Origin of the sequence: Flavobacterium sandaracinum (genome assembly GCF_004349135.1) — a bacterium.
GTDB lineage: Bacteria > Bacteroidota > Bacteroidia > Flavobacteriales > Flavobacteriaceae > Flavobacterium > Flavobacterium sandaracinum.
The window spans coordinates 20460-44169 of record NZ_SMFN01000011.1 but is presented as its reverse complement, the minus strand read 5'-3'; the positions used below and the strand labels follow the sequence as shown (position 1 = coordinate 44169).

Below are 23710 nucleotides of genomic sequence, written 5' to 3'. Positions count from 1 at the left end.
AAAACTTAAACCTTAAACTTTAAACAAAAAAAGAATGAAAGTAACACAACATATAGAAGCAGCAAAAGGCGAAACATTATTTTCCTTCGAAATTATTCCGCCTCAAAAAGGAAAAAGCATTCAGGAATTATACGATAATATTGATCCGTTGATGGAGTTCAAACCGCCATTTATAGATGTAACCACCTCTCGCGAGGAATTTATTTATGTCGATAAGGGTAATGGATTATTGGAAAAAAAACTAACCAGAATGCGCCCTGGAACTCTTGGAATTTGTGCTTCGATTAAACATAAATACAATGTTGATACCGTTCCTCATGTGCTTTGCGGTGGTTTTACCAAAGAAGAAACCGAATATTTATTGGTCGATTGTCATTATTTAGGAATTGATAATGTGATGGCTTTGCGTGGTGATGCGATGAAAGACGAGCAATCTTTTGTTCCTAAATTAGGAGGGAATGATTTTGCTGTTGATTTGGTCAAGCAAATTAACCAACTAAATTGCGGAAAGTACTTGCATGAAGTCATGGATGTTGATAATAAAGCCAATTTTTGTATTGGAGTTGCGGGATATCCGGAGAAACATTTAGAATCTCCATCGCTAATTTCCGATTTGAAACGTTTGAAAGAGAAGGTGGAAGCCGGTGCGGATTATGTGGTGACACAAATGTTTTTTGACAATGCAAAATATTTTGAGTTTGTTGCCAAAGCCAGAGAAATGGGAATTACTGTTCCTATTATTCCTGGAATCAAACCAATAGCGGTCCAAAGACATTTACAAGTTTTGCCGCAAATTTTCAGAATCGATTTGCCGGAAGATTTAATTCATGCAGTAGATCAATGTAAGAATAATGCAGATATTAGACAAGTAGGAATCGAATGGGCAATTCAACAATCATTAGAGTTGAAAGCTGCCGGAGTTCCCGTGTTGCATTATTATTCAATGGGGAAATCAGAAAATATAAAACAAATAGCGAGTAAGGTTTTTTAGAATTTCATGTTATTATATCAAAAGCTTCCAATCTTTATAAAGGCTGGAAGCTTTTTTAATTTTAATAATTTTGTCATTCCGACGAAGGAGGAATCACACTTGATGAGATTCCTCCTTCGTCGGAATGACAAAACGAAGCTTTTTTATCTGAATACTGAATAGTCGTAACTGAATACCTGACACTTATTTCGTAATTTCTCTAAAAACAGCCTCCAAATTTTTATTTTTCTGATTCAGTTGTAATGTTTTCAAACCGTTATCGTGAGCAAAATCAAAAACAGCTGGGCGCATGTCTTTATCGGATAGAAAAGTCAGTTCCCAAGAGCAATCATGTATATTTTTGAAAGATTTTAAATGGGGGATTTTTGCAATAGCTTGTTCTTCGATCTTATAATCAAATTCCACTTCGATAACCTGTTCCTTGTCGGCAGAAATTAAGTTGTCCAGTTTTTTATCAGCCACAATTTTCCCGTTATTAATGATGATAACACGGTCGCAAATTGCCTCTACTTCCTGCATAATGTGTGTAGAAAGGAAAACGGTTTTGTCTTTCCCCACGTTTTTAATCACATTTCGAATTTCCATTAATTGATTCGGATCTAAACCAGTTGTTGGTTCATCGAGAATCAAAACATCAGGATTGTGTAATAAAGCGTTTGCAAGACCTACACGCTGGCGATATCCTTTAGATAATTGTCCTATTTTTTTATGGCTTTCGGTACTTAAACCTGTCAATTGAATCACTTCTTCAATGCGGGATTTAGCTACTTTATATACATCTGCGTTGAAAGCCAAATATTCTCTCACATACAAATCCAAATACAACGGATTGTGTTCTGGAAGATAACCAATAGAAAGTTGCACTGCTTTTTGTTGAGTGTTCACATCGTTTCCATTTACGATTGCTATCCCTTCATCGGCATTAATATAGGTGGTCAATATTTTCATTAAGGTCGATTTTCCGGCACCATTTGGACCTAAAAAACCAACAATTTCCCCTTTTTTGACAGAAAATGAAATGTTATCCAGTGCTTTTTGGGCACCGTAACTTTTGGATATATTACTAACTTCTATTGACATGGAATTTTATTTGGTACAAAAGTAAACAGAAAATGGATTGATTTGTTGTTTCTTTTGCCACTGATTCAAAGGATTTTTAAGATTTTTTTAATTCAAATTTTTAAATGGGTGCAAATTCCACTTTTTAAAGTCAAAAAATAGGTTATAACTAGTGGTATAGATTTATATATTTACAATAAAATAGAATACTATGGCAACAATACAATTTGGCAATTTCTTGAAGAATTACAAAAGTATATTATTGCTTCTTGGCGGAATTTTGGCAGGAAGTATATTGGGTTTAGTTTTTGGAAAAGGAGTAGAAGTGATTAAACCTTTGGGCGATATATTTCTGAATTTGTTGTTTACAGCCATTATTCCGTTGATTTTTTTTACGATTGCATCTTCGATTGCCAATTTAGAAAAAACAGAGAAACTGGGAAAGTTATTTGTAATTGTTATAGGAGTGTTTTTAAGCACCGTGTTGATTTCGGCTATTTTGATGCTCGTTGCTGTCTTGTTATTTCCTATTCAGCAGGATATTATTATTTCTAAAATTCCATTAGAAACCATTCAGGAAAGTAGCGCGGGTTCTCAAATAACCCAATTGCTAACTGCAAGTGATTTCTTTGAACTCTTGTCTCGAAAAAATATGTTAGCGCTCATTATATTTTCATTTTTGATAGGATTTGCCAGTTTGCAATCGGGTGAAAAAGGGAAAGATTTCAGTAGGTTTTTGAATTCAGGCAATGAAGTGATGAAACAGTTGCTGCACATCATTATGAAAACGGCACCAATAGGATTAGGTGCTTATTTTGCATATCAGGTTGGGATTTTTGGACCGCAATTATTTGGCGCCTACGCAAAACCTTTGGGACTGTATTATGCAGTTTGTGCTTTTTACTTTGTTGTATTTTTTAGTTTGTATGCTTTCATTGCTGGCGGAAAAGTAGGATTTAAAGTGTTTTGGAAAAATAATATTACGCCTTCATTAACTGCATTGGGAACTTGTAGTAGCATTGCTACAATTCCTGCTAATCTGGAAGGTGCCGAAAAAATGAATATTCCGGCTCACATCAGAAATGTAGTTATTCCACTGGGTGCGCCTTTGCATAAGGATGGTTCGAGCATGTCTTCGATTATTAAAATTGCCGTGATTTTTGCGATGTTTGGAAAAGATTTAACCGATCCGATTACGTTATTAGTGGCATTGGGAATTACGGTAATTGTTTCAGTAGTCGAGGGCGGAATTCCAAATGGAGGTTACATAGGAGAAATTCTGGCGATTACCGTTTATGGTTTTCCAATGGAACAAGCTTTGCCTGCAGCTATGATTATAGGAACCTTAGTAGATCCAATGGCAACTTTGCTAAATGCCAATGGGGATTTGGTTTCTGCGATGTTGGTGACCCGAATTTCGGAAGGAAAAAAATGGCTTACCGAAAAATTAGTGGCTTGATTTGATATTGATTTTAAAGTAGTACTGATTTAATCCTCTGTAAATAAAATCATTTTGATATTTTCTTGGCATTATAATAACTCTGATAGGCAGTGGTACGAGTTTGTCTTGTCTATAATTGGCATAAAATGTAGCTTAGAAAAGATTTTAGGGATATAAATTTCAAATACTCACTAACTAAATGAGATTTTTAAAGCCTTTTTTTAATTATTACATAATTAATAACCAGTTTTTTAGTGAATCCTTTTTTAGTGCAATAAAAGCCTCCTTTTTTTTTGGGTTAGCTGGAAATTATGTATACATTCGCAGAGTAAGTAATACAAAAAAACAACAACATGTTGAGTAACCGATTTTATTTTAGCAACTCTTATTATTTCTTCTGGAAGGTAGAAAGGGATTGTTGTATGGTTATTTAGTTAGAAAAATTAAATTGATACTATAAATATACAATCCCGATGTAAATCGGGATTTTTTTTTGCTTAAAAGTGTGTAAAATGAACAAAATAATTGGAATACAGGGCATAACGGGTTCTTTTCATCATCAGGTGGCACAGGAATATTTCGATCAAAATATTGCTCTGGACGAATGTTTATCCTTTGAAGAGTTAGTGGATCACCTTCTTTCAGGTAAATCAGATCAGGCAGTTATGGCGATTGAGAATTCTATTGCGGGACCAATTATTCCAAATTACGCTTTGATTGACAAAAATAATTTGCACATCATAGGAGAACATTATTTGAGAATTCATCAAAATTTAATGGCGTTAAAAGGGCAGAAAATGGAAGATATTCTGGAAGTCCATTCACATCCTATGGCTATTTTACAATGTATGGAATTCCTGAAAAAATATCCAAATATAAAACTAGTTGAAGATAAAGATACTGCTGAAACCGCGCGTAGAATTCAAGAGAATCAGTTGAAAGGAATTGCCGCAATTGCCAGTAAAACCGCTTCTGAAATGTATGATTTGGAAATTTTAGCGCCGGAAATTCAAACGATTAAAAATAATATGACCCGTTTTGTAATCGTCAAAAAAGAGAATTCATTTGTACCAGAAGACGAAATTAACAGAGCGTCTATCAAATTTGAGTTGGATCACAAACGTGGCAGTTTAGCGGCAGTTTTGAATGTGATGAGTGATTGTAAACTGAATTTAACCAAGATCCAATCGTTGCCAAAAATTGAAACACCTTGGAAATATTCCTTTTTTGTGGATGTGACTTTTGAAAAATATGAAGATTATGCAAAAGCAAAATCTTTATTGGTCATTATGGCGGAATATTTCAAAGTACTAGGGGAGTATAGGAACACGAAATTATAAATCTCCCTAATCCCAGAAGGGGAAAAAGATCAAGGTTAATTTACATGAAATTTAAAATAGAAGAATGATTACAACAGCAAAACGTCTCGATATAATTGAAGAATACTATTTCTCCTCAAAATTAAGAGAAGTAAGACAACTGGCTTCCGAAGGAAAACCCATTATCAATATGGGAATTGGAAGTCCTGATTTACAACCGTCACAAGCTGTAATTGATGCAGTGGTTCTGGCAATGCAAGATGAAAATGCGCATCAATACCAGAGTTACCAAGGATTGCCAGAGTTGCGACAAGGTATGGCTGATTTTTATCAGAATAATTATGGAGTTGCATTAAATCCAGCTAATGAAATTTTGCCCTTAATGGGATCTAAAGAAGGAATTATGCATGTTTCACTGGCTTTTTTGAATGAAGGAGACCACGTTTTGACACCAAATCCAGGCTACCCAACATATACTTCGGTGACTAATTTGGTAGGAGCGGTTCCGGTATATTATGATTTAAAAGAAGGCAACAACTGGGAACCTGATTTTGAGGCTTTGGAACAACTGGATTTATCGAAAGTAAAAATCATGTGGATTGGTTATCCGCACATGCCAACAGGAGCGAGAGGAAGTTTAGAATTGTTTGGAAAGTTAGTGGCTTTCGCCAAAAAACACAACATTTTATTAATCAATGACAATCCATACAGTTTTGTTTTAAATGACAATCCAATGAGTTTGTTGCAAGTGGCAGGCGCCAAAGAGGTGGCTTTGGAATTGAATTCTTTGAGCAAGACTTTCAACATGGCGGGTTGGCGAGTGGGAATGCTGTTAGGAAATGCAGCTTGTATTGATGCTGTTTTGAAAGTAAAAAGCAACATGGATAGCGGGATGTTCTTTGGGATTCAAAAAGGAGCAATCGAAGCGTTGAAAAGCGATACGATTTGGTTTGATTCTATGAACGAAATTTATAAAAAGAGGCGCATTCTAACGGAGCTGTTGGCTGAGAAATTGGGATGTAAAGTGTACAAAGAAGGTGTTGGGTTATTTGTTTGGGCCAAATTGCCTGACGGAATAACCTCTGCAGAACGGTTTATTGATACAATATTGTATGAGAAATCTATATTTATCGCGCCGGGAACTATTTTTGGGAGCAATGGCGAAGGATACATACGATTTGCATTGTGTGTAAAAGAAGAAAAAGTACAGGAAGCTATTAGCAGATTTGCTTAAAAAAAGTCGTTTGAGGAAAAATAAATTTCTGGATAACGAGATTCCCTAGCCCTGATAGCAGTGGAAATCCTTTTATGCCGGGGTTCGGCATAAAAGATTGAAACGAATAGCAGGATTAGCTACAAAAAAAATAAGAGATGAAAGTATTTGTAATAGGAATAGGATTGATAGGCGGTTCGATGGTATTGGACATTAAAACGCTGCATCCGGAAGCCAAAATTTATGGGATTGATAACAACGAAAGTCATTTGGCGGAAGCCATCGTTTTGGGGGTTGTTGATGCAGCCGCAACACTGGAAGATTTAGCCGATGCGGACTATGTAATCGTTTCGGTTCCTGTGGATGTGACATTGACTATTTTGCCGCAAGTTTTGGATGCAATTGGTGATCAAACGATAGTTTTTGAAGTGGGTTCTACTAAAATGCCTATTTGTGAAGCGGTCGTGAATCATCCTAAAAGAAGAAACTTTATCGCTACGCATCCTATAGCAGGAACGGAGTTTTCAGGACCATCGGCAGCAATAAAAGGATTGTTTCAAGGGAAGACAAACATCATTTGTGAGGTAGAGAAAACGACTTTCAAATTACAGGAAAAAGCGTTGGATCTGTTTAAAGAAATGGGAATGAGAATCCGTTATATGGACCCGAAATCACACGACAAACACATTGCTTATGTGTCGCATTTGTCTCACATAAGTGCTTTTATGTTAGGAAAAACGGTAATTGACAAAGAGAAACACGAGCAGGATATTTTTGATATGGCGGGATCTGGTTTTGAAAGTACGGTTCGTCTGGCCAAAAGTTCGCCAGCAATGTGGACGCCAATTTTTAAACAAAATAGGAAACAGGTCGTAAAAACATTGGATGAATACATTTCGAATTTGTCAAAGTTTAAAGAATTATTAGAAAATGAAGATTACGACGCGATTTACAATGAAATGCAAAGTGTGAATAAAATAAAGGAAATATTAAACGGAATGAACGTTAAAAAGTGATCAGTGTTCAGTCACGGTTTACAGGAAAAAAGAATAACATAATAACAATTAAATAGTAACAATCGTCCATTTACAGCTCCCTTCCCTTCGGGGAGGGCTGGGGTGGGGAAAATTTAGAAAAGATGGAAAACAAGAAAGAAATGAGAAATTGGTTGAATGAATTTAATTTGACTCATCCATTAGTGATAGCAGGACCTTGTAGTGCTGAAACCGAAGAACAAGTGTTGAAAATAGCACATGAATTGAAAGATTCAGATGTAAGTATTTTTAGAGCAGGAATTTGGAAACCAAGAACGCGTCCAGGAGGATTTGAAGGTGTTGGAGAAATAGGTTTGAAATGGTTGAAAAAAGCAAAAGAACAAACTGGATTGTTGATGGGAACGGAAGTAGCCAATGCGGCTCACGTAAAATTAGCTTTGGAATATGATATCGATGTTTTGTGGATTGGAGCAAGAACAACCGTGAATCCTTTTGCAGTGCAAGAAATTGCAGATGCTTTGGCTGGTACTAAGAAAATTGTATTGGTAAAGAATCCAGTAAATCCAGATTTATCATTGTGGTTAGGTGGTGTAGAGCGTTTGTACAATGCCGGAATCGAGAAATTGGGTGTGATTCACAGAGGGTTTTCGACTTACGAGAAAACTAAATACAGAAACATTCCAGAATGGCAAATTGCTATTGAATTGCAAAATAAATTCCCTGATTTACCTTTAATTATAGATCCATCTCATATTACTGGAGACCGTAAAATGATTCTTGAAGTGACGCAAGAAGCTTTAGATTTGAATTATGACGGTATGATTATCGAAACACATATTGATCCTGATAACGCTTGGAGTGATGCTGCACAGCAGGTGACTCCTGATGCGTTGAAACAAATTTTTATTGATTTAAAAGTTAGAAAATTAGATGATGTTTCGGATGAGTTTACGCAGAAAATGAAAAAATTAAGAGCAAATATTGATGTACTTGATGCTACTTTGTTAGAACTTTTAGGCAAACGTATGAAAGTAGCGGATGAAATTGGTTTGGTGAAAAAAGCAGCTAACGTCGCAGTATTACAAAACAATCGTTGGAATGAAATATTAGGCAAAATGATTTTGGATGGGGAGACCAAAGGACTTTCGGAAGAGTTTGTACTAAGAATGTTCAAAGCAATTCACCAAGAAAGTATCAGTCACCAAGACAAAGTGTTGAATGCTTAAAATGATTTTGGATTAACGATTTCTGATTTCGGGAGTCGTAGATTCAGATTTTTATAAAAACCCAAAGGCTTATAGTTTTTGGGTTTTTTTATTCATGGTTATGGGAGTTTATATTGAAGTAGCTGTATATGTGTTGATACTGAAGATACTATTTGGGAATTAATAGGTTTCTAAAATCAGAAATCTAAAATCGTTAATCTTCAATCAAAAATCCTTTATCTTTGCAAAGTCTTAGATTTTAAATCAGAAATCTAAAATCGTTAATCTTCAATCAAATAATCCTAAATGACAGGACTCGTATACAAATCTACAGGAAGTTGGTACACCGTAAAATCCGAACAAGGTGATTTTATAGAATGCCGTATGAAAGGGAAATTCCGAATTAAAGGAATCAAAAGTACCAATCCTATTGCTGTAGGCGATGTTGTGGATTATGAACTCGAAGAATCATCCGACACTGTTACGGGAACGATTCATAAAATTCATGACAGGAAGAACTATATCGTACGGAAATCAGTGAATTTATCGCATCAGATGCATATTATAGCGTCTAATATTGACCGGGTTTTCTTGTTGGTTACGATCAATAATCCGCCAACGACTTTTAATTTTATTGATCGATTTCTGGTTACAGCGGAAGCGTATGGAATTGAAACTGTTCTTGTTTTTAACAAAATAGATACTTTTGATGACGCTACGCTGGACGAACAGTTGTACATGCAGCATGTGTATCAAGAAATTGGATACAAATGCTTGCGCGTTTCTTCTACTGAAATGAAAGGAATTGAACAATTAAAGGAAATGATGATTGGCAAAGTGAGTATGTTTTCTGGGCATTCTGGAGTTGGAAAATCAACTTTAGTGAATGCTATGGAACCATCACTGCATTTAAAAACAAAAACGATTTCCGAAGCAAGCAAACAAGGACAGCACACAACAACGTTTGCTGAGATGTATGATCTGTCTTTTGATGCCAGAATTATCGATACGCCAGGCATCAAAGGTTTTGGAATTGTAGATATGGAAAAAGAAGAAATCAGTGGATATTTTCCTGAGTTTTTCAAATTGAAAGAGCAATGCAAATTCAACAATTGTTTGCATAAGGAAGAGCCGCATTGTGCTATAAAAGCAGCTTTGGAAAAAGATGAAATCGCTTGGTCTCGCTACAGAAGTTACCTTAAAATTCTGGAAGGTGATGATGAAAATTACAGAACTGATATTCATAATGAGGATAGAATCATTAGTGATAAAACGAGGGAGTAAAAGCCCCCTAACCCCCGAAGGGGGAACGTTAAACTGTTAAAAATAAAATCAGAAATCATGACAAATTTTTTTATTTACAATTTTGATAATTTCCCCTTCGGGGGCTAGGGGGCTATGAAAGTAGTAATACAAAGAGTTTCCTCAGCCTCCGTAACAATAGATAACAAAATCGTAGCGGATATTCAAAAAGGACTCTTGGTTTTAGTTGGTATTGAAGATGCCGATAATCAAGAAGATATTGATTGGTTGGTGAATAAAATTACGAACATCCGCATTTTTGGTGATGAAGACGATCTGATGAATTTATCTGTCAAAGATATCGACGGCGAAGTACTTGTAGTTTCCCAATTTACATTGCATGCCTTGACCAAAAAAGGAAATCGGCCTTCGTATATCAAAGCTTCAAAACCAGAAATTGCCATTCCTTTATATGAAATTTTTGTAAGCCATTTGCAAAAAGAACTGGGTAAAAAAGTACAAACAGGTATTTTTGGTGCGGATATGAAAGTACTTCTGTTAAATGACGGGCCTGTCACCATCACTATTGATAGCAAAAATAAAGAGTAAAATACTTGTTTATTGTAAGATTTAGTATATTTTTGAATACCACGAATAATAGAAATTCCAAAATAAAAAATTTCCATACTTTTTACAAAAATAAGTACTGGTACTCTTATGAATTTTTGGTTTATTATTCACAATTTCAATTATTATAATGAAAATTACTTCGCTGTTTTTGCTTTTTTTTACAACTGTTGCTTTTACAGTTCATGCTCAAAAAAATGAATATCAATCGCTTAACATTTCAGATAGTCTGACAGAAAATGCTAATGCCGTCGTGCGTTTAAATCAAATTGACATTGTTATTTCGTCTCAAAGGAGTATGAATATCAAAACAAAGAGAGTCGTTACCGTTTTGAACGAAAAAGGAATTAATGCCATTGATGCCATCGAGAGTTACGATAAAAGAAGAACGGTTAAAGCAATTGAAGCAATCATTTATGATGCTCTGGGAAATGAAATCAAAAAAATAAAACGAAAAGATTTTAAAGATCAAAGTGCGTCTGGTGGAAGTACCATTTTTTCTGACGGTCGCTATATTTATATTGAGTATACACCCACACAATATCCTTTTACAGTAGTGTATGAGAGTGAAATAGAAACTTCAAATACGGCGTTTATTCCAACGTGGTCCATACTTTCGGATTTTTATGTCAGTATAGAGAAAAGCGTCTTGAATGTGAATTTTCCTGCTACTCTCGGTTTTAAAAAGAAGGAGTTTAATTTTTCTAATTTCAAAATTAAAAAAGATACCGATACCGCAACCCAATTATCGTATTCGGTTGCTACTGTTTTAGCCCAAAAATTCGAGGATTTCACTCCAGTTTCGAAAGTTTTTCCAAAGGTCATGATGGGGTTAGAAAGCTTCAATCTTGAAGGTGTTGATGGTACTGCCAAAAATTGGAAAGAATATGGAAAATGGTTCTCTGAAAATATTTTGATGGGTACAGCCATTTTGAATGATGAAACTAAAGTTAAAATTAAATCATTAGTTGGCAGTGAAACAGATCCAATTAAAAAAGCCAGAATCGTGTATCAATATATGCAAGAAAAATCAAGATATGTAAGCGTGCAGGTTGGTATAGGTGGATTTAAACCCATGCTTGCTAGCGATGTTGATCGGCTAGGCTATGGAGATTGTAAGGCATTGTCCAATTACACAAGAGCATTATTGGATGTGGTTGGCGTTCCGTCTTATTACACTGAATTGTTTGGTGATCAAGATATACGAAACATGGAGGCTGATTTTTTCTCCATCCAAGGAAATCACGTTATTTTATGCGTTCCCAATGGAGAGGATACTATTTTTTTAGAATGCACTAGTCAAGATGATCCTTTTGGGTATCAGGCCAACTTTACAGACGATAGAGATGTCGTTGTTATGAAACCTGACGGTGGCGAAATTATTCATACTAAAACGTACCACAACAAAGATAATGCACAAATTAGTAAAGGTAATTATGCAATTGATACTAATGGGAATTTTTCAGGGAAGATCACTATAGTTTCTGAAGGATCACAATATGCGAGAAAAGCTGCGATAGAAAATATGCAACCTACTGCTAAAGAAGCACATTATAAAGGGTATTGGAGTACTATTAATAATTTGAAAATAGAAAAAACAACTTTCTCCAATGATAAAGAGAAGGTTCGTTTTACTGAAAATGGAAGTATTAATGCCATAAATTATGGTACTATTTCTGGTAGCAAAATGATGTTTGCTATAAATGCTTTTAATCAATTTACAGGAAGTGTCAAACGAATCAGAAATCGTAAGAATCCATTTGAAATACAAAGAGGATTTATTGATACGGACGAAATCGAAGTTGCGCTGCCGGCAGGATTTACAGTTGAATTTATTCCCTCCGATTTTGAGAGTATAACTAAGTTTGGTGAATACAAATCAGAAATTGTTAAAAAAGACGACTCTACTTTAGTTTACAAACGAACTTTATTTATTAAAAAAGGATTGTATTCCAATAAGGAATATGACGAATACCGCCTTTTTATGGACCAGATTTCGAAAAACGATAACGCCAAAATAATTTTAACCAAAAACCAATAAAACATGTCATTCAAAACAGCATTTTTAATAGTGATACTACTTTTTTCATTGTCAAATATGAAAGCTCAAAATTTTGAATTGGGAAAAGTTTCCCTTGCAGAGCTGCAAGAGAAGGTGCATCCAAAAGATTCTAGTGCAGTTGCGGCCGTTCTATTCGAAAAGGGAAAAAATAGTTTTGAATATTCGCAAGAGAAAGGTTTCGTGATGATTACGGAGATTAAAGCACGGATTAAAATTTACAAAAAAGAAGGGTATGAATGGGCTAATAAGAGCATTCGTTATTACACAGTAAATGATGCTAAGGAAACAGTATCCTTTTCGGATGCAACAACTTATAATTTAGTTAATGACAAAATTGAAAAAACAAAACTCAAAAGTGATGGAGAATTTGATGAAGTCCTAAACAAATATTGGGGACAAAAAAAAATAACAATGCCTAATATAAAACAAGGTTCGGTGATTGAGTTTAAATATACTATTCGTAGCGTTAGAACAGGTAGTCCGCGGGACTGGTATTTTCAGAGTAGTATTCCAGTGAATTACTCCGAATATAAAAATTATGTACCAGAGTATTTTATTTACAATGCAAATTTGAAAGGATTTATCAGGCCTGTAGTAACCGTAGAGAACGGTAGAAATTCTATAACTTTAAACTCTAAGGAAAGAACCACATCAAACAGAGTCACGCAAACGTCTTTTAGTAGTGACAAAATAGATTATTTAGAAACTAGAACAACTTATTTGGCTCAAAATATGCCCGCAATGAAAGAAGAATCTTTTGTTAACAATATTGATAATTATACGTCGAGTTTAGTGCAAGAATTGGCCATGACAAAATATCCAGGGGAGCCTTTAAATGCCTACTCAACAAACTGGAATGCGGTAGTCAAGACCATTTATAACTACGATGATTTTGGACCAGAATTGAATAAGACGGGTTATTTTGAAGAGGATTTAAAAGCAGTATTAGCAGGATTAAATACAGCTGAAGAAAAAATTACCGCCATCTTGCAATACGTAAAGTCAACTGTAAAATGGAATGATTACTATGGCTATTCTTGTAATGATGGAGTCAAACAAGCGTACAAAAACAAAACAGGAAACGTAGCCGAAATAAATCTTATGCTTACCGCCATGCTGCGTCATGCAGGATTGACAGCAAATCCTGTTTTGGTTAGTACCCGTTCAAATGGTATCGCTCTATTTCCTAACAGAACGGCTTTTAATTATGTTATTGCAGCAGTAGAAAACGGAACGGATGTAGTACTCTTAGATGCTACAGATAAATTTTCGAGTCCTAATGTTTTGCCTTTTAGAGATCTCAACTGGTTGGGAAGGCTTATTCGAAAAGACGGAACTTCATCAGAAGTAGATCTAATGCCAAAACAAACATCAAATGATGTCATCACCATGAATTATGCTGTAAATGATAAAGGGGAAGTTGTTGGTAAATTAAGACGCCAAAGAACAGATCATAATGCTATGATTTTTAGATCAAACGTCAAAGATTTAAAGGAAGAGGCCTATTTAGAAAAATTTGAAAACGAAAATGATAAAATTGAAGTAAGTGATTATTTGAGAGCCAATGAAAATGATCTTAAATTACCTCTAATAGAAACAATTTCATTTACTGGGGCTAATTCTAGCGAAATATTAGGAGGTAAAATTTATATTAAACCCATGCTGTCTTTTAGTCAAGGCAATAATCCTTTTAAACAAGAAATTAGAGAATATCCTGTTGATTTCGGTTTTCCTTTTTTAGATAAATACGCAATTAATTTACAGATTCCAGCAGGATACAAAGTAGAGTCTTTTCCCGCATCGGCAAGTATCTTGATGGAGGACGGCTTAGGGAGCTTTAAATTCTTGACTAGTTTATCTGGAGATTCTATTCAAGTTTCGATTTTGAGCCAAATAAATAGGCCAATTATTTCAGCTGAATATTATCCAGCTTTAAAGGAGTTTTATCAAAAAATGATGGAAAAGGAAAATGAAAAAATTGTATTGAGTAAAATTTAAAATGATGCGTCTTAACAAATGGTTTTTAGGTTTTGTTTTTCTGATTTCTTTTGTCAATTTAAATTCACAAAATCTTGAATTGGGAAAAGTGTCAGTTGCTGAACTACAGGAAAAAACACATTCTATCGACACTAGCGCGGTGGCGGCGGTACTTTATAACAAGGCTAAAACATCCTTTAAATACAATGAAAAATCAGGTTTTTCTATCACTACGGAATTTCAGATTAGGATCAAAATTTACAAAAAAGAAGCGCTGAGTTGGGCAAATTTTGAAGTCCCCTATTATGTGGGATACGAAAATAGTATAGATGATTCGGTTCGGTTTTCAGATGCAGTCACTTATAATCTAGAAAATGGAGTTGTCGTTAAAACAAAATTAAATAGTGAAGGTAGTTTTAAGACTAACGCAAACAAATATTGGAATGTGGCCTCCATCACATTGCCAAATGTAAAAGTGGGCTCTGTAATTGAGTTTAGGTATATCTTAAAGTCAGATAATATTGTTAAGTTTCCACATTTTAATTTTCAGTATGAAATCCCAGTTAATTATGCAGAATATTGTACTGAAATCCCCGGTTTCTTTGTTTATAAAGCGATTGTAAACGGTTTTTTGCAAGCAAAAACAGAGCAAAGAGTAAGTAGTGGTACTTTACATTATGCAAATAAAAATGATTTCACCAGAAGTGATTCTGTAAATTTTAAGCAGCTAATTAGTACGTACAGTGCTTCTAATATTCCGGCTTTGAAATACGAACCTTACGTTGACAATCTGGAAAACTATCGATTCTCGATCCAGCATGAATTAGAAAAAACACAATTCTATCAAGAGCCGGTAAAGGATTATGCAACGACCTGGGAAGGAGTTGCTAAAACAATTTTTGAAAATAAGGATTTTGGTAAAGAGTTGGAACAGGGAGTGTATTTTCTTGATGATTTAAAAACAATTTTAAAAAAGGAGGAGAGTACTACAGCAACGGAATTCGAAAGGCTCCTAATTATTTTTAAATTTGTCCAGCAAAAAATGAATTGGAATAAAGAGAACAGCTATTATACGGACAAAGGAGTAAAAGAAGCATACACTAACAAAATTGGAAATAGTGCGGAAATAAATTTTATTCTGATTAATATGCTGAAAATGGCGGGAATTAATGCTAACCCTGTTTTAGTAAGTACTAAAGATCATGGAATTCCCGTTTATCCAAACCGCACCGTTTTTAATTATGTAATTGCCGCAGCAAATATTGGAGGAAAACAAATTTTACTAGACGCAACAAGTAAATTTACAGCTCCTGATGTTCTGCCTCTGAATGCCTTAAATTGGACAGGCAGACTTATTCGAAAAGATGGGACGTCGGACGAAATTAATCTTGTGCCGGAGATCCCATCTAAAAAGAATTATACTTTACTAGTCGCTGTAGATGCAAACGGAAAAATAGATGGAAAATTTAGGGTTCAGAATACCAATTCTGAAGCGCTTATATTTAGAGAAAAATTTTCAGGTGTAAATAGGGAAAGTTATCTGGAAAAGTTGGAGAATGATTTAAACGGAATCGAAATTAGTGATTACGAAATAGAAAATGAAAACACGGACTTAAGCAAGCCCGTAACGGAAATATTTACTTTTGCAACTACAAACCACTGTGAAATAATTGCTGGAAAGATGTTTATAAATCCGATGCTGTTTTTTACACTTAGCAAAAACCCGTTTGTTCGGGAGAAGAGGCAAATGCCCTTATATTTTGGATATGCTAGGCAAAATAAGTATAATATTAGTGTAGAAATCCCTGTCGGATATGTGGTAGAATCCCTTCCAAAAGTAATGCGAATTAGCACGGCAGGGAAAGAGGCTACCTTTAGTATTAATACGCTAAATGTAGGGAATAAGATTCAGTTTATAATTAGTGAGGAAATTAACGGAGCTATTTTTCATGCCGATTTTTATGGTGAATTAAAGGAGTTTTATCAGAAAATAATTGAAAAACAAAATGAAAAAATTGTATTAAAAAGAATATAATCATGGATATAAAAAATGCACAACTCGACGTTGACACTTGGATCAAAGAACACGGCGTTCGTTACTTCAACGAATTGACTAATATGGCTCAACTGACCGAAGAAGTAGGCGAAGTCGCCCGAATCATAGCCCGCCGTTATGGAGAACAATCAGAGAAAGAAAGTGATAAGAATAAAGATCTGGGAGAAGAATTAGCCGATGTGGTTTTTGTGGTATTGTGTTTGGCAAACCAAACTGGGATTAATCTGCAGGAGGCATTCGACAAAAAAATGGATTTAAAGTCCATTAGAGACAAAGACCGTCACAAAAACAACGAAAAACTCAAATAATTTGTGAAGTATAAATTATGAATTATAAATACGGAGTGGTAAATTGCGGACTTGAATTAGACCACTGATAATTCATAATTCATAACTCATAATTACAAACATGAATTTACTGTTACAAACTTCCCATTCTAATTTACAAGCCGAAATTGCAGTTACTGGCTCAAAAAGTGAAACCAACCGATTGTTGTTATTACAAGCTTTATTTCCAAATATCACTTTAGCCAATACTTCTAATTCTGATGACAGCGAAGTAATGCAAAAGGCATTAAAAGGAAACGAGGAAGTAGTTGATATTCATCATGCGGGTACGGCGATGCGTTTCTTGACGGCTTATTTTGCTGTAAGCGAAGGTCGCGAAGTAGTTTTGACCGGCTCTCAACGAATGACAGAGCGTCCCATAAAAGTTTTGGTAGAAGCCTTGGAACAATTGGGTGCGAAAATCTCCTATGAGAAAGAAGTGGGTTATCCGCCTATTCGAATCAAAGGACAAAAAATCACCGCTTCTAAAGTGAATATTCCTGCCAATGTGAGTAGTCAATACATATCGGCATTATTATTAGTGGCGCCAAAATTGGAAAATGGTATTGAAATCACTTTGGTTGGCGAAATTACTTCAGTTCCTTATATCAAAATGACGTTGTCTTTGTTGAATGATTTAGACATCAAAACCAGTTTCGAAGGAAATGTCATTACCGTGTATCCAAAACAAGAAGTAGCAGCAAAAGTTATGACCGTAGAATCCGATTGGAGTTCTGCTTCTTACTTTTTTAGTTTGGTTGCATTAGCTGAAAAGGCAACTGTTTCATTGACCAGCTATAAAGAAACTAGTTTGCAAGGCGATTCGGCTTTGGTTGAAATTTATAAGCAAATGGGAGTTGAAACGCATTTTGAAGAAAACAAAATGATTTTAGTTAAACAGCCTGACTTTAAACCGCAATTTTTAAACTTAGAATTAAACAATACTCCGGATATCGCCCAAACGATTGTGGTCACTTGTCTAGGGTTAGGGATTGGCTGCCATTTGACGGGACTTCATACCCTAAAAATTAAAGAAACAGATAGACTTGAAGCACTTCGAATTGAACTAACAAAACTAGGTGCAAAAATCGCAGTTACCAATGATAGCTTGACACTTGAGGCTTCAAACGAAATCAATCATAATGTCAAAATTGCCACTTATAACGATCACAGGATGGCGATGGCATTTGCACCACTAGCTTTAAAAGTTCCGATTCTAATCGAAAATGCAGAAGTAGTTTCTAAGTCCTATCCTGATTTTTGGAATGATTTAAAAAGTTTAGATTTTGATATTTCAGAAAAATAATCGGTTTAAAGGCTAGTGAATCAACGGCTTTTGAAAATAAACAGCAAAACACTTGACAACGCCTATCTCACAATCGTATATTTGCACACGATTTAATAGCGTGTGATCAAAACTCATGCTTCAAAATCCATAACTCATAAATTTATCAAATGAAATTATCACATTTTCAATTCGATTTGCCAAAAGAACTTCTTGCCGAATATCCAGCTGAAAACAGAGACGAAGCGCGTCTAATGGTCATTGATCGTAAGAAAGGAACTATAGAGCACAAAATGTTCAAAGATGTTATCGATTATTTTGACGAAGGTGATGTTTTGATTCTGAATAATACTAAAGTTTTTCCAGCTCGTTTGTACGGAAATAAGGAAAAAACAGGCGCTAGAATCGAAGTTTTTTTACTTAGAGAATTGAATTCTGAGCAAAGACTTTGGGATGTTTTAGTTGATCCGGCACGTAAAATCAGAATTGGTAACAAATTATATTTTGGAGACGACGATTCATTAGTGGCTGAGGTTATCGACAATACCACTTCTCGTGGAAGAACCTTGCGTTTTCTTTACGACGGTTCGTATGAAGAATTCAGAAATAAATTAACAGAACTTGGAGAAACTCCAATCCCAAAATACATTTCTAGAGACGTAACTCCAGAAGATGCGGAGCGTTACCAAACTATTTATGCTAAAGAGGAAGGTTCCGTTGCAGCACCTACTGCAGGATTGCACTTCTCTAAACATTTATTGAAAAAACTAGAAATTAAAGGAATCAAATTTGCTGAAGTAACACTTCATGTAGGTTTAGGAACTTTCAATCCAGTTGAAGTTGAGGATTTATCAAAACATAAAATGGACTCTGAGGAATTAAAGATAACTCAGGAAGCATGTGATATTGTCAATGGGGCTAAAGCCAAAAAGAAACGTATCTGTACTGTAGGAACAACTTCCATGCGTGCCGTTGAAAGTTCTGTTTCCTCTCAAAACACTTTGAATCCTTTTGATGGATGGACAAATAAATTTGTCTTTCCTCCGCATGACTTTGCTATCCCAACGTGTATGATTACTAATTTCCACACGCCAAAATCAACCTTATTAATGATGGTGTCCGCATTCTGTGGTCATGATTTAATGAAAAAAGCATACGCAGAAGCAATTGAAGAAGGATATAAATTCTATTCATATGGTGATGCAATGTTGATCATCTAAGCGGAATTCATTCCAGATTTTAAATAATAGAATCTCGTCAGTAATGGCGAGATTTTTTTTTGTTTTATTCTAACTGAAGTTAAATTTGGGTGTCCCCGCTGAAAAAGCGGGTCGGGCTGTACGCTGTATCTTTATTTTCTTAAAGAAAGAAAATAAAGGATGCCGCTTCCATCCCTCACACAAAACTGTTTTGCAAAACACCCCTGAGTTTAATCCACTTGATACACCAATCGCACCGTAATATTAGCCGTTTTGTTTTTGGATTGCGTGTTAAAAGATCCTCCATAAGAAAAATCTTCCGATGAGTTTTGACCGGTTATTTGAAAAACGCCCATGTCTGATTTTTTTAGACTTCCTAAACTCGCATCCGCATTTTCAGCAATGCTTTTCGCTCTGATGCTCGCGTCTTTTGTGGCTTCGGCAATCATTTTTATTTTTAATTCAGCCAGCTTTGTGTAATAATATTCCGGTGGAGACGAATAGAATTCTACTCCGGAATTAATCAACTCACTGGATTGTCGGGATAATTCCTCAATTTTATTCACTTCCTTAGATTGAATGCTTACGCTTTGCGTCAATGTAAATCCAGTAAAAATTTGCTGTCTTGTCGTTCCATTTTCATTGAAGGTAGTTTCAAAATCCTTATTGAAATTTACCGCTGAGAAAACCATTTCGTTCGGCGCAATTCCTTTGCCTGATAAATAGCTTTTTATTTTCTCTCTGTCTGTATCTAATGCGGCATAAGCCTCCTTCAGCGTCATGCTTTTTTTAGAAAAAGAGCCACTCCAAACAATCAAATCCGATACGAAATCCTTTTTTCCGGAACCCGTCACACTTATAGTATCGTTGCTTTTATTTCGATTCTGAAAAGCATTCGAAAATAAATACGAGGAAATGACCACAGCGATGGCAATAATAATTACGTTCAAACTGTTTTTAAGCATAGCTAAGAATTTTAAATACAATCAAATGTAATCAATTAGCAAATTGAATTTTAAAATTCAGGAGTTCTCTTTCATAAATTTATTTTTTTATAACTGCAAGCTACTAAATCCACTTGTATTTAATTTTCTCATTGGGACGAGGAAGAATCATATTTTGACAGCAGCTAATGAGATTTTTCGTTTGTCAAAAGGACAAAATAACTAAGTTTATTCATAAAATATACCTTGTTATAAGTAACGTATAGTCATGTATTTTTTTATTCTTTCCTCTATCTGCTTTCCTCTATTTTCTTTTTTTAGTACTTTTACAAAACAAAACACATATCATGACTTTCGAAAATACCCTTGAATTTGCAAAAAAATTAGATTCACAAGATCAATTACATAAATACCAAGACGAATTCATTTTTCCGCAGGTAAATGGAAAAAAAGTGATTTATTTCACGGGAAATTCATTGGGGTTGCAGCCTAAACGTACGAAAGCGTATGTAGATGAAGTGATGAATGATTGGGCAAATCTCGCTGTTGAAGGTCATTTTTACAGTGAAAAACCATGGTGGGACTACCACGAACGATTTGCCAATCCGTTGAGTAAAATTGTTGGGGCGCTGCCAAGCGAAGTTACGGTAATGAACACCTTGACCGTGAATCTTCATTTGTTGATGGTTACTTTTTACCGACCTACAAAAACCAGATATAAAATTATTTGTGAAGAAAAAGCATTTCCTTCGGATCAATATATGTTTCAAAGTCAGGTTCATTTTCATGGCTATAATCCAGAAGATGCGCTTATAGAAATCAAGCGTCGCGAAGGCGAACACAACATTCGTTTGGAAGATGTTTTGGCAAAAATTGAAGAAGTTGGTGACGAGTTGGCTTTGGTTTTGATTGGTGGAGTCAATTATTACACTGGACAAGTTTTTGATATGAAAACCATAACCGCCGCAGGTCATAGAGCGGGAGCTTATGTAGGTTGGGATTTAGCACATGCTGCTGGAAATGTGAAACTGGAATTACACGATTGGAACGTAGATTTTGCAGCATGGTGCAGTTATAAATATATGAATTCAGGTCCCGGAAATGCTTCAGGATGTTTTATTAATGAAAAACACCATAACAATTCAGAGTTGCCAAGGTTCGCAGGTTGGTGGGGACATAATAAAGAACGTCGCTTCAAGATGGAACAGACTTTTGACCCCGTTCATGGTGCTGATGGTTGGCAAATAAGTAACTTACCAATACTTTCTTTGGCGCCTTATTTAGCATCAGTAGAACTGTTTGACGAAATTGGAATGGATGTAATACTTCAAAAAAGAGATACTATCACTTCTTATTTAGAATTTATTTTACAAGAGATTGACAAAGAAGTAGATAGTAGTTTCGAAATTATTACACCATCAAATCCATTGGAAAGAGCGTCACAATTATCAGTGTTGTTGCACGGAGAAGGACGTAGTTTGTTTGATTATTTGATGAAAAGTGGCGTAATCACTGATTGGCGAGAACCTAATGTTATTCGTTTAGCACCAGTACCTTTATATACTTCTTTTGAAGATATGTATGAGTTTGGTCAGATTCTGAAAGCAGGAATTCTAAACAAAGCGAATCTTTAAATTATATAAATAATAACTTGAATTGCGTAAGTACATTTTACAAGTTTAAGTGTTCCTTTGAGTTATTAAAAATTGAAAAAATTTAAATTATGAAAGCATTATATTTTATACTAGTTTCTTTAGTCTTAGTTTCTTGCCAAAATCAAGGGAAAATGGAGATTGAAAAGGCTAAAGTAGCAACGGTTGATTCCATGAAAGTTGAAATGGAGAAGCAAAGAGTTATTGACTCGATGAAGCAAGAAATGGTCAAAATTGAAGCTGCTAGAATTGAAACTCAAAGAGAAGTTGTTGTTGTGAATAAGCAATCACCATCGACGACGACCACCACAACAAATACTACCACGCAAAGAAAAGGATGGAGTAGTACGGCTAAAGGAGCTGTTATTGGAGCAGGAGTTGGTGCTGCAACTGGAGCAATTATCAGTAAGAAAAAAGTGCAAGGAGCTATTATTGGTGGTGTTGCGGGTGCTGGAGTAGGTGCTGGAACGGGAGCAATTATAGATGGTAGCAAAAATAATTAAATTTATTAGTAAAATATAAAAGAGTGTTTAAGTTCCTAATAGAATTTAAACACTCTTTTTTTGTGATAGAAATTTTGATTCAATACGCATCCATATTGGCGATGATTTCATTCGCTTTTACTTTGATTTTATATAATTCTTCTGGATTTATTTTGTTTAATAAATTCAGCATCATTCCCATGCGTTGGTTTCCTTTGAAGTATTCTTTTTTCTCATCAAGGAAATTCCAGTATAAAGTATTAAAAGGACAGGCGTTATCACCAAATTTTTCTTTCACTTTATAATGGCATTTGGCACAATTATTACTCATTTTATTGATATAACTTCCAGAGGAAACATACGGTTTAGTAGCAATTATTCCGCCATCTGCATATTGTGACATTCCACGAGTGTTGGGCATTTCAACCCATTCAATTGCATCTATATATACGCCCAGATACCAAGCATCTACTTCGTCAGGATGAATCTGTGTTAGTAACGCAAAATTGCCAATTATCATTAGCCGCTGAATATGATGCGCGTAAGCTTCATCTAAACTTTGATTGATGGCGTGACTCATGCAATTCATCTTGGTATTTCCCGTCCAGAAAAAATCGGGTAACTTGTTCGTGTTTTCCAAAACATTCATTTGTGCATAATTGGGCATTTCTTTCCAATAGATACCTCGGATGTATTCGCGCCATCCTAAAATTTGTCTTACGAATCCTTCGACTTGTGAGATGGTTATATTCGTTTCATTGGCATGATAAAACGAAACAACGGTCTTGATCACTTCTTTCGGGGATAGCATTTTACTATTCATAGCAAAAGACAAACGAGAATGAAAAAGGAATTTTTCATCGGTATGCATCGCATCTTCATAATCACCAAAATGCTTTAACAGATTTTTACAGAAATAATCTAAAACCTCCAGCGATTGCTCACGTGAAGTAGGCCAACTGAAATTATTTGGATCGATGTTTCCAAAAGTTGTAATTCCTGATTCTTTGATTTGTGCAACAACTTCGGAAACATGGGTATGGAAATTTTTTTCTGACGGAACCGGAACTTCGCCTTTGTATTTTTTTCGATTATCAGCATCAAAATTCCATTGGTTGCCTAATGGAGAGCTTCCATCCATCAAAACATGATGCTTTTTTCGCATGTTCCGATAAAAATTTTCCATCAGCAACAGCTTCTTTCCTTCAAAAAATTCAGAAAGTTCGTGACGCGTGGTGTAAAAATGTTCCGAATCAAAAGCTTCTGAGTCAATTTTTAATTTGGAACAAATCTTTTTTAGTTGTTCATCCAGCCGGTATTCGTCAGGGAATTGGTATTCGAATTTTTCGATTTTATATTTTTCGATGCAAAGTGCAATGATTTTTTCTAAATCCTGTGGATTGGTACCATCGGTAATTTGAAAATAGACTGCTTGATGTCCAAGGTCTTTTATAGTTGTGTAAAAGTTCCTCATCGAAAGAAAGAACGCGACCACTTTTTGAATATGATGTTTTACATAATCTGTTTCTTGCCGCATTTCGGCCATAACATAAATCGTGTTTTCATCGTATTCCTGAAACCAGGAATGCTGTGAATCTATCTGATCACCAAGGATTAACCGCAGTTTTTTCATTT

The 23710-nt window shown here is 35.1% G+C and carries 19 protein-coding genes; 16 read left to right on the top strand and 3 right to left on the bottom strand.

The window, feature by feature from the left end; genetic code table 11:
* The first annotated feature begins 34 nt into the window (after positions 1–34).
* The gene (metF, locus tag E0F91_RS10380) at positions 35–991 is read left to right on the top strand and encodes a methylenetetrahydrofolate reductase [NAD(P)H] (RefSeq protein WP_132066477.1); all 957 of its coding nucleotides are present in this window, start codon (positions 35–37) and stop codon (positions 989–991) included.
* 183 nt (positions 992–1174) lie between these two features.
* On the opposite strand, the gene gldA is transcribed toward metF, so the two are convergent.
* On the bottom strand, positions 1175–2071 hold the full coding sequence (gldA, locus tag E0F91_RS10375; protein ID WP_132066476.1) for a gliding motility-associated ABC transporter ATP-binding subunit GldA: 897 nt from the start codon (positions 2069–2071) through the stop codon (positions 1175–1177).
* Positions 2072–2261: 190 nt separating this feature from the next.
* On the opposite strand from gldA, the gene E0F91_RS10370 reads away from it, so the two are divergent.
* The 13 genes from E0F91_RS10370 to queA all read left to right on the top strand — a co-directional run bounded on the left by E0F91_RS10370 (position 2262) and on the right by queA (position 19018).
* Positions 2262–3509, top strand: coding sequence for a dicarboxylate/amino acid:cation symporter (locus tag E0F91_RS10370; RefSeq protein ID WP_132066475.1), 1248 nt, complete (start codon positions 2262–2264; stop codon positions 3507–3509).
* 494 nt (positions 3510–4003) lie between these two features.
* Positions 4004–4831 (top strand): prephenate dehydratase, encoded by an 828-nt coding sequence (locus tag E0F91_RS10365; RefSeq protein WP_132066474.1) that lies wholly within the window; start codon positions 4004–4006, stop codon positions 4829–4831.
* 64 nt (positions 4832–4895) lie between these two features.
* The gene (locus E0F91_RS10360) at positions 4896–6044 is read left to right on the top strand and encodes a pyridoxal phosphate-dependent aminotransferase (protein ID WP_132066473.1); all 1149 of its coding nucleotides are present in this window, start codon (positions 4896–4898) and stop codon (positions 6042–6044) included.
* Positions 6045–6181: 137 nt separating this feature from the next.
* Positions 6182–7039, top strand: a complete 858-nt coding sequence (locus E0F91_RS10355; RefSeq protein WP_132066472.1) for a prephenate dehydrogenase — start codon at positions 6182–6184, stop codon at positions 7037–7039.
* 122 nt (positions 7040–7161) lie between these two features.
* Positions 7162–8244 carry a bifunctional 3-deoxy-7-phosphoheptulonate synthase/chorismate mutase type II gene (locus E0F91_RS10350; protein ID WP_132066471.1) on the top strand — a complete coding sequence of 361 codons (1083 nt, stop codon included), beginning with the start codon at positions 7162–7164 and terminating at the stop codon, positions 8242–8244.
* Positions 8245–8529: 285 nt separating this feature from the next.
* A complete protein-coding gene (gene rsgA / locus E0F91_RS10345; RefSeq protein WP_132066470.1) occupies positions 8530–9507 on the top strand; it encodes a ribosome small subunit-dependent GTPase A in 978 nt (325 codons plus the stop codon).
* Between the two features lie 114 nt (positions 9508–9621).
* On the top strand, positions 9622–10074 hold the full coding sequence (gene dtd / locus E0F91_RS10340) for a D-aminoacyl-tRNA deacylase (protein WP_132066469.1): 453 nt from the start codon (positions 9622–9624) through the stop codon (positions 10072–10074).
* Positions 10075–10222: 148 nt separating this feature from the next.
* A complete protein-coding gene (locus E0F91_RS10335) occupies positions 10223–12133 on the top strand; it encodes a DUF3857 domain-containing protein (RefSeq protein WP_132066468.1) in 1911 nt (636 codons plus the stop codon).
* 3 nt (positions 12134–12136) lie between these two features.
* Positions 12137–14152, top strand: a complete 2016-nt coding sequence (locus E0F91_RS10330) for a transglutaminase family protein (protein WP_243698878.1) — start codon at positions 12137–12139, stop codon at positions 14150–14152.
* 1 nt (position 14153) lies between these two features.
* A complete protein-coding gene (locus tag E0F91_RS10325; RefSeq protein ID WP_243698877.1) occupies positions 14154–16166 on the top strand; it encodes a DUF3857 domain-containing protein in 2013 nt (670 codons plus the stop codon).
* A 2-nt stretch (positions 16167–16168) separates the two neighbouring features.
* Positions 16169–16495 (top strand): nucleotide pyrophosphohydrolase, encoded by a 327-nt coding sequence (locus E0F91_RS10320; RefSeq protein ID WP_132066466.1) that lies wholly within the window; start codon positions 16169–16171, stop codon positions 16493–16495.
* Between the two features lie 100 nt (positions 16496–16595).
* Positions 16596–17819 (top strand): 3-phosphoshikimate 1-carboxyvinyltransferase, encoded by a 1224-nt coding sequence (gene aroA / locus E0F91_RS10315; protein ID WP_132066465.1) that lies wholly within the window; start codon positions 16596–16598, stop codon positions 17817–17819.
* Between the two features lie 149 nt (positions 17820–17968).
* Positions 17969–19018 (top strand): tRNA preQ1(34) S-adenosylmethionine ribosyltransferase-isomerase QueA, encoded by a 1050-nt coding sequence (gene queA / locus E0F91_RS10310; RefSeq protein WP_132066464.1) that lies wholly within the window; start codon positions 17969–17971, stop codon positions 19016–19018.
* Between the two features lie 209 nt (positions 19019–19227).
* On the opposite strand, the gene E0F91_RS10305 is transcribed toward queA, so the two are convergent.
* Positions 19228–19962, bottom strand: coding sequence for an SIMPL domain-containing protein (locus E0F91_RS10305; RefSeq protein ID WP_132066463.1), 735 nt, complete (start codon positions 19960–19962; stop codon positions 19228–19230).
* Between the two features lie 326 nt (positions 19963–20288).
* Here E0F91_RS10305 and kynU point away from each other — a divergent pair, with 326 nt between their 5' ends.
* Both kynU and E0F91_RS10295 read left to right on the top strand, forming a co-directional pair.
* Positions 20289–21575 carry a kynureninase gene (gene kynU / locus E0F91_RS10300; RefSeq protein WP_132066462.1) on the top strand — a complete coding sequence of 429 codons (1287 nt, stop codon included), beginning with the start codon at positions 20289–20291 and terminating at the stop codon, positions 21573–21575.
* Positions 21576–21664: 89 nt separating this feature from the next.
* Entirely contained in the window at positions 21665–22096 is a 432-nt protein-coding gene (locus tag E0F91_RS10295; protein ID WP_132066461.1) for a YMGG-like glycine zipper-containing protein, read from the top strand.
* A 79-nt stretch (positions 22097–22175) separates the two neighbouring features.
* On the opposite strand, the gene E0F91_RS10290 is transcribed toward E0F91_RS10295, so the two are convergent.
* The gene (locus E0F91_RS10290) at positions 22176–23708 is read right to left on the bottom strand and encodes a cryptochrome/photolyase family protein (protein ID WP_132066460.1); all 1533 of its coding nucleotides are present in this window, start codon (positions 23706–23708) and stop codon (positions 22176–22178) included.
* Between the last annotated feature and the right edge of the window lie 2 nt (positions 23709–23710).

Bases quoted from the DNA above. Each gene is read 5' to 3' on its own strand.
- E0F91_RS10365 (WP_132066474.1), top strand. From the start codon at position 4,004: ATGAACAAAATAATTGGAATACAGGGCATAACGGGTTCTTTTCATCAT.
- gldA (WP_132066476.1), bottom strand. From the start codon at position 2,071: ATGTCAATAGAAGTTAGTAATATATCCAAAAGTTACGGTGCCCAAAAA.
- E0F91_RS10305 (WP_132066463.1), bottom strand. From the start codon at position 19,962: ATGCTTAAAAACAGTTTGAACGTAATTATTATTGCCATCGCTGTGGTC.
- E0F91_RS10350 (WP_132066471.1), top strand. From the start codon at position 7,162: ATGGAAAACAAGAAAGAAATGAGAAATTGGTTGAATGAATTTAATTTG.
- kynU (WP_132066462.1), top strand. From the start codon at position 20,289: ATGACTTTCGAAAATACCCTTGAATTTGCAAAAAAATTAGATTCACAA.
- metF (WP_132066477.1), top strand. From the start codon at position 35: ATGAAAGTAACACAACATATAGAAGCAGCAAAAGGCGAAACATTATTT.
- E0F91_RS10335 (WP_132066468.1), top strand. From the start codon at position 10,223: ATGAAAATTACTTCGCTGTTTTTGCTTTTTTTTACAACTGTTGCTTTT.
- E0F91_RS10330 (WP_243698878.1), top strand. From the start codon at position 12,137: ATGTCATTCAAAACAGCATTTTTAATAGTGATACTACTTTTTTCATTG.
- rsgA (WP_132066470.1), top strand. From the start codon at position 8,530: ATGACAGGACTCGTATACAAATCTACAGGAAGTTGGTACACCGTAAAA.
- E0F91_RS10290 (WP_132066460.1), bottom strand. From the start codon at position 23,708: ATGAAAAAACTGCGGTTAATCCTTGGTGATCAGATAGATTCACAGCAT.
- E0F91_RS10325 (WP_243698877.1), top strand. From the start codon at position 14,154: ATGATGCGTCTTAACAAATGGTTTTTAGGTTTTGTTTTTCTGATTTCT.
- E0F91_RS10295 (WP_132066461.1), top strand. From the start codon at position 21,665: ATGAAAGCATTATATTTTATACTAGTTTCTTTAGTCTTAGTTTCTTGC.
- aroA (WP_132066465.1), top strand. From the start codon at position 16,596: ATGAATTTACTGTTACAAACTTCCCATTCTAATTTACAAGCCGAAATT.
- queA (WP_132066464.1), top strand. From the start codon at position 17,969: ATGAAATTATCACATTTTCAATTCGATTTGCCAAAAGAACTTCTTGCC.
- E0F91_RS10320 (WP_132066466.1), top strand. From the start codon at position 16,169: ATGGATATAAAAAATGCACAACTCGACGTTGACACTTGGATCAAAGAA.
- E0F91_RS10370 (WP_132066475.1), top strand. From the start codon at position 2,262: ATGGCAACAATACAATTTGGCAATTTCTTGAAGAATTACAAAAGTATA.
- E0F91_RS10360 (WP_132066473.1), top strand. From the start codon at position 4,896: ATGATTACAACAGCAAAACGTCTCGATATAATTGAAGAATACTATTTC.
- dtd (WP_132066469.1), top strand. From the start codon at position 9,622: ATGAAAGTAGTAATACAAAGAGTTTCCTCAGCCTCCGTAACAATAGAT.
- E0F91_RS10355 (WP_132066472.1), top strand. From the start codon at position 6,182: ATGAAAGTATTTGTAATAGGAATAGGATTGATAGGCGGTTCGATGGTA.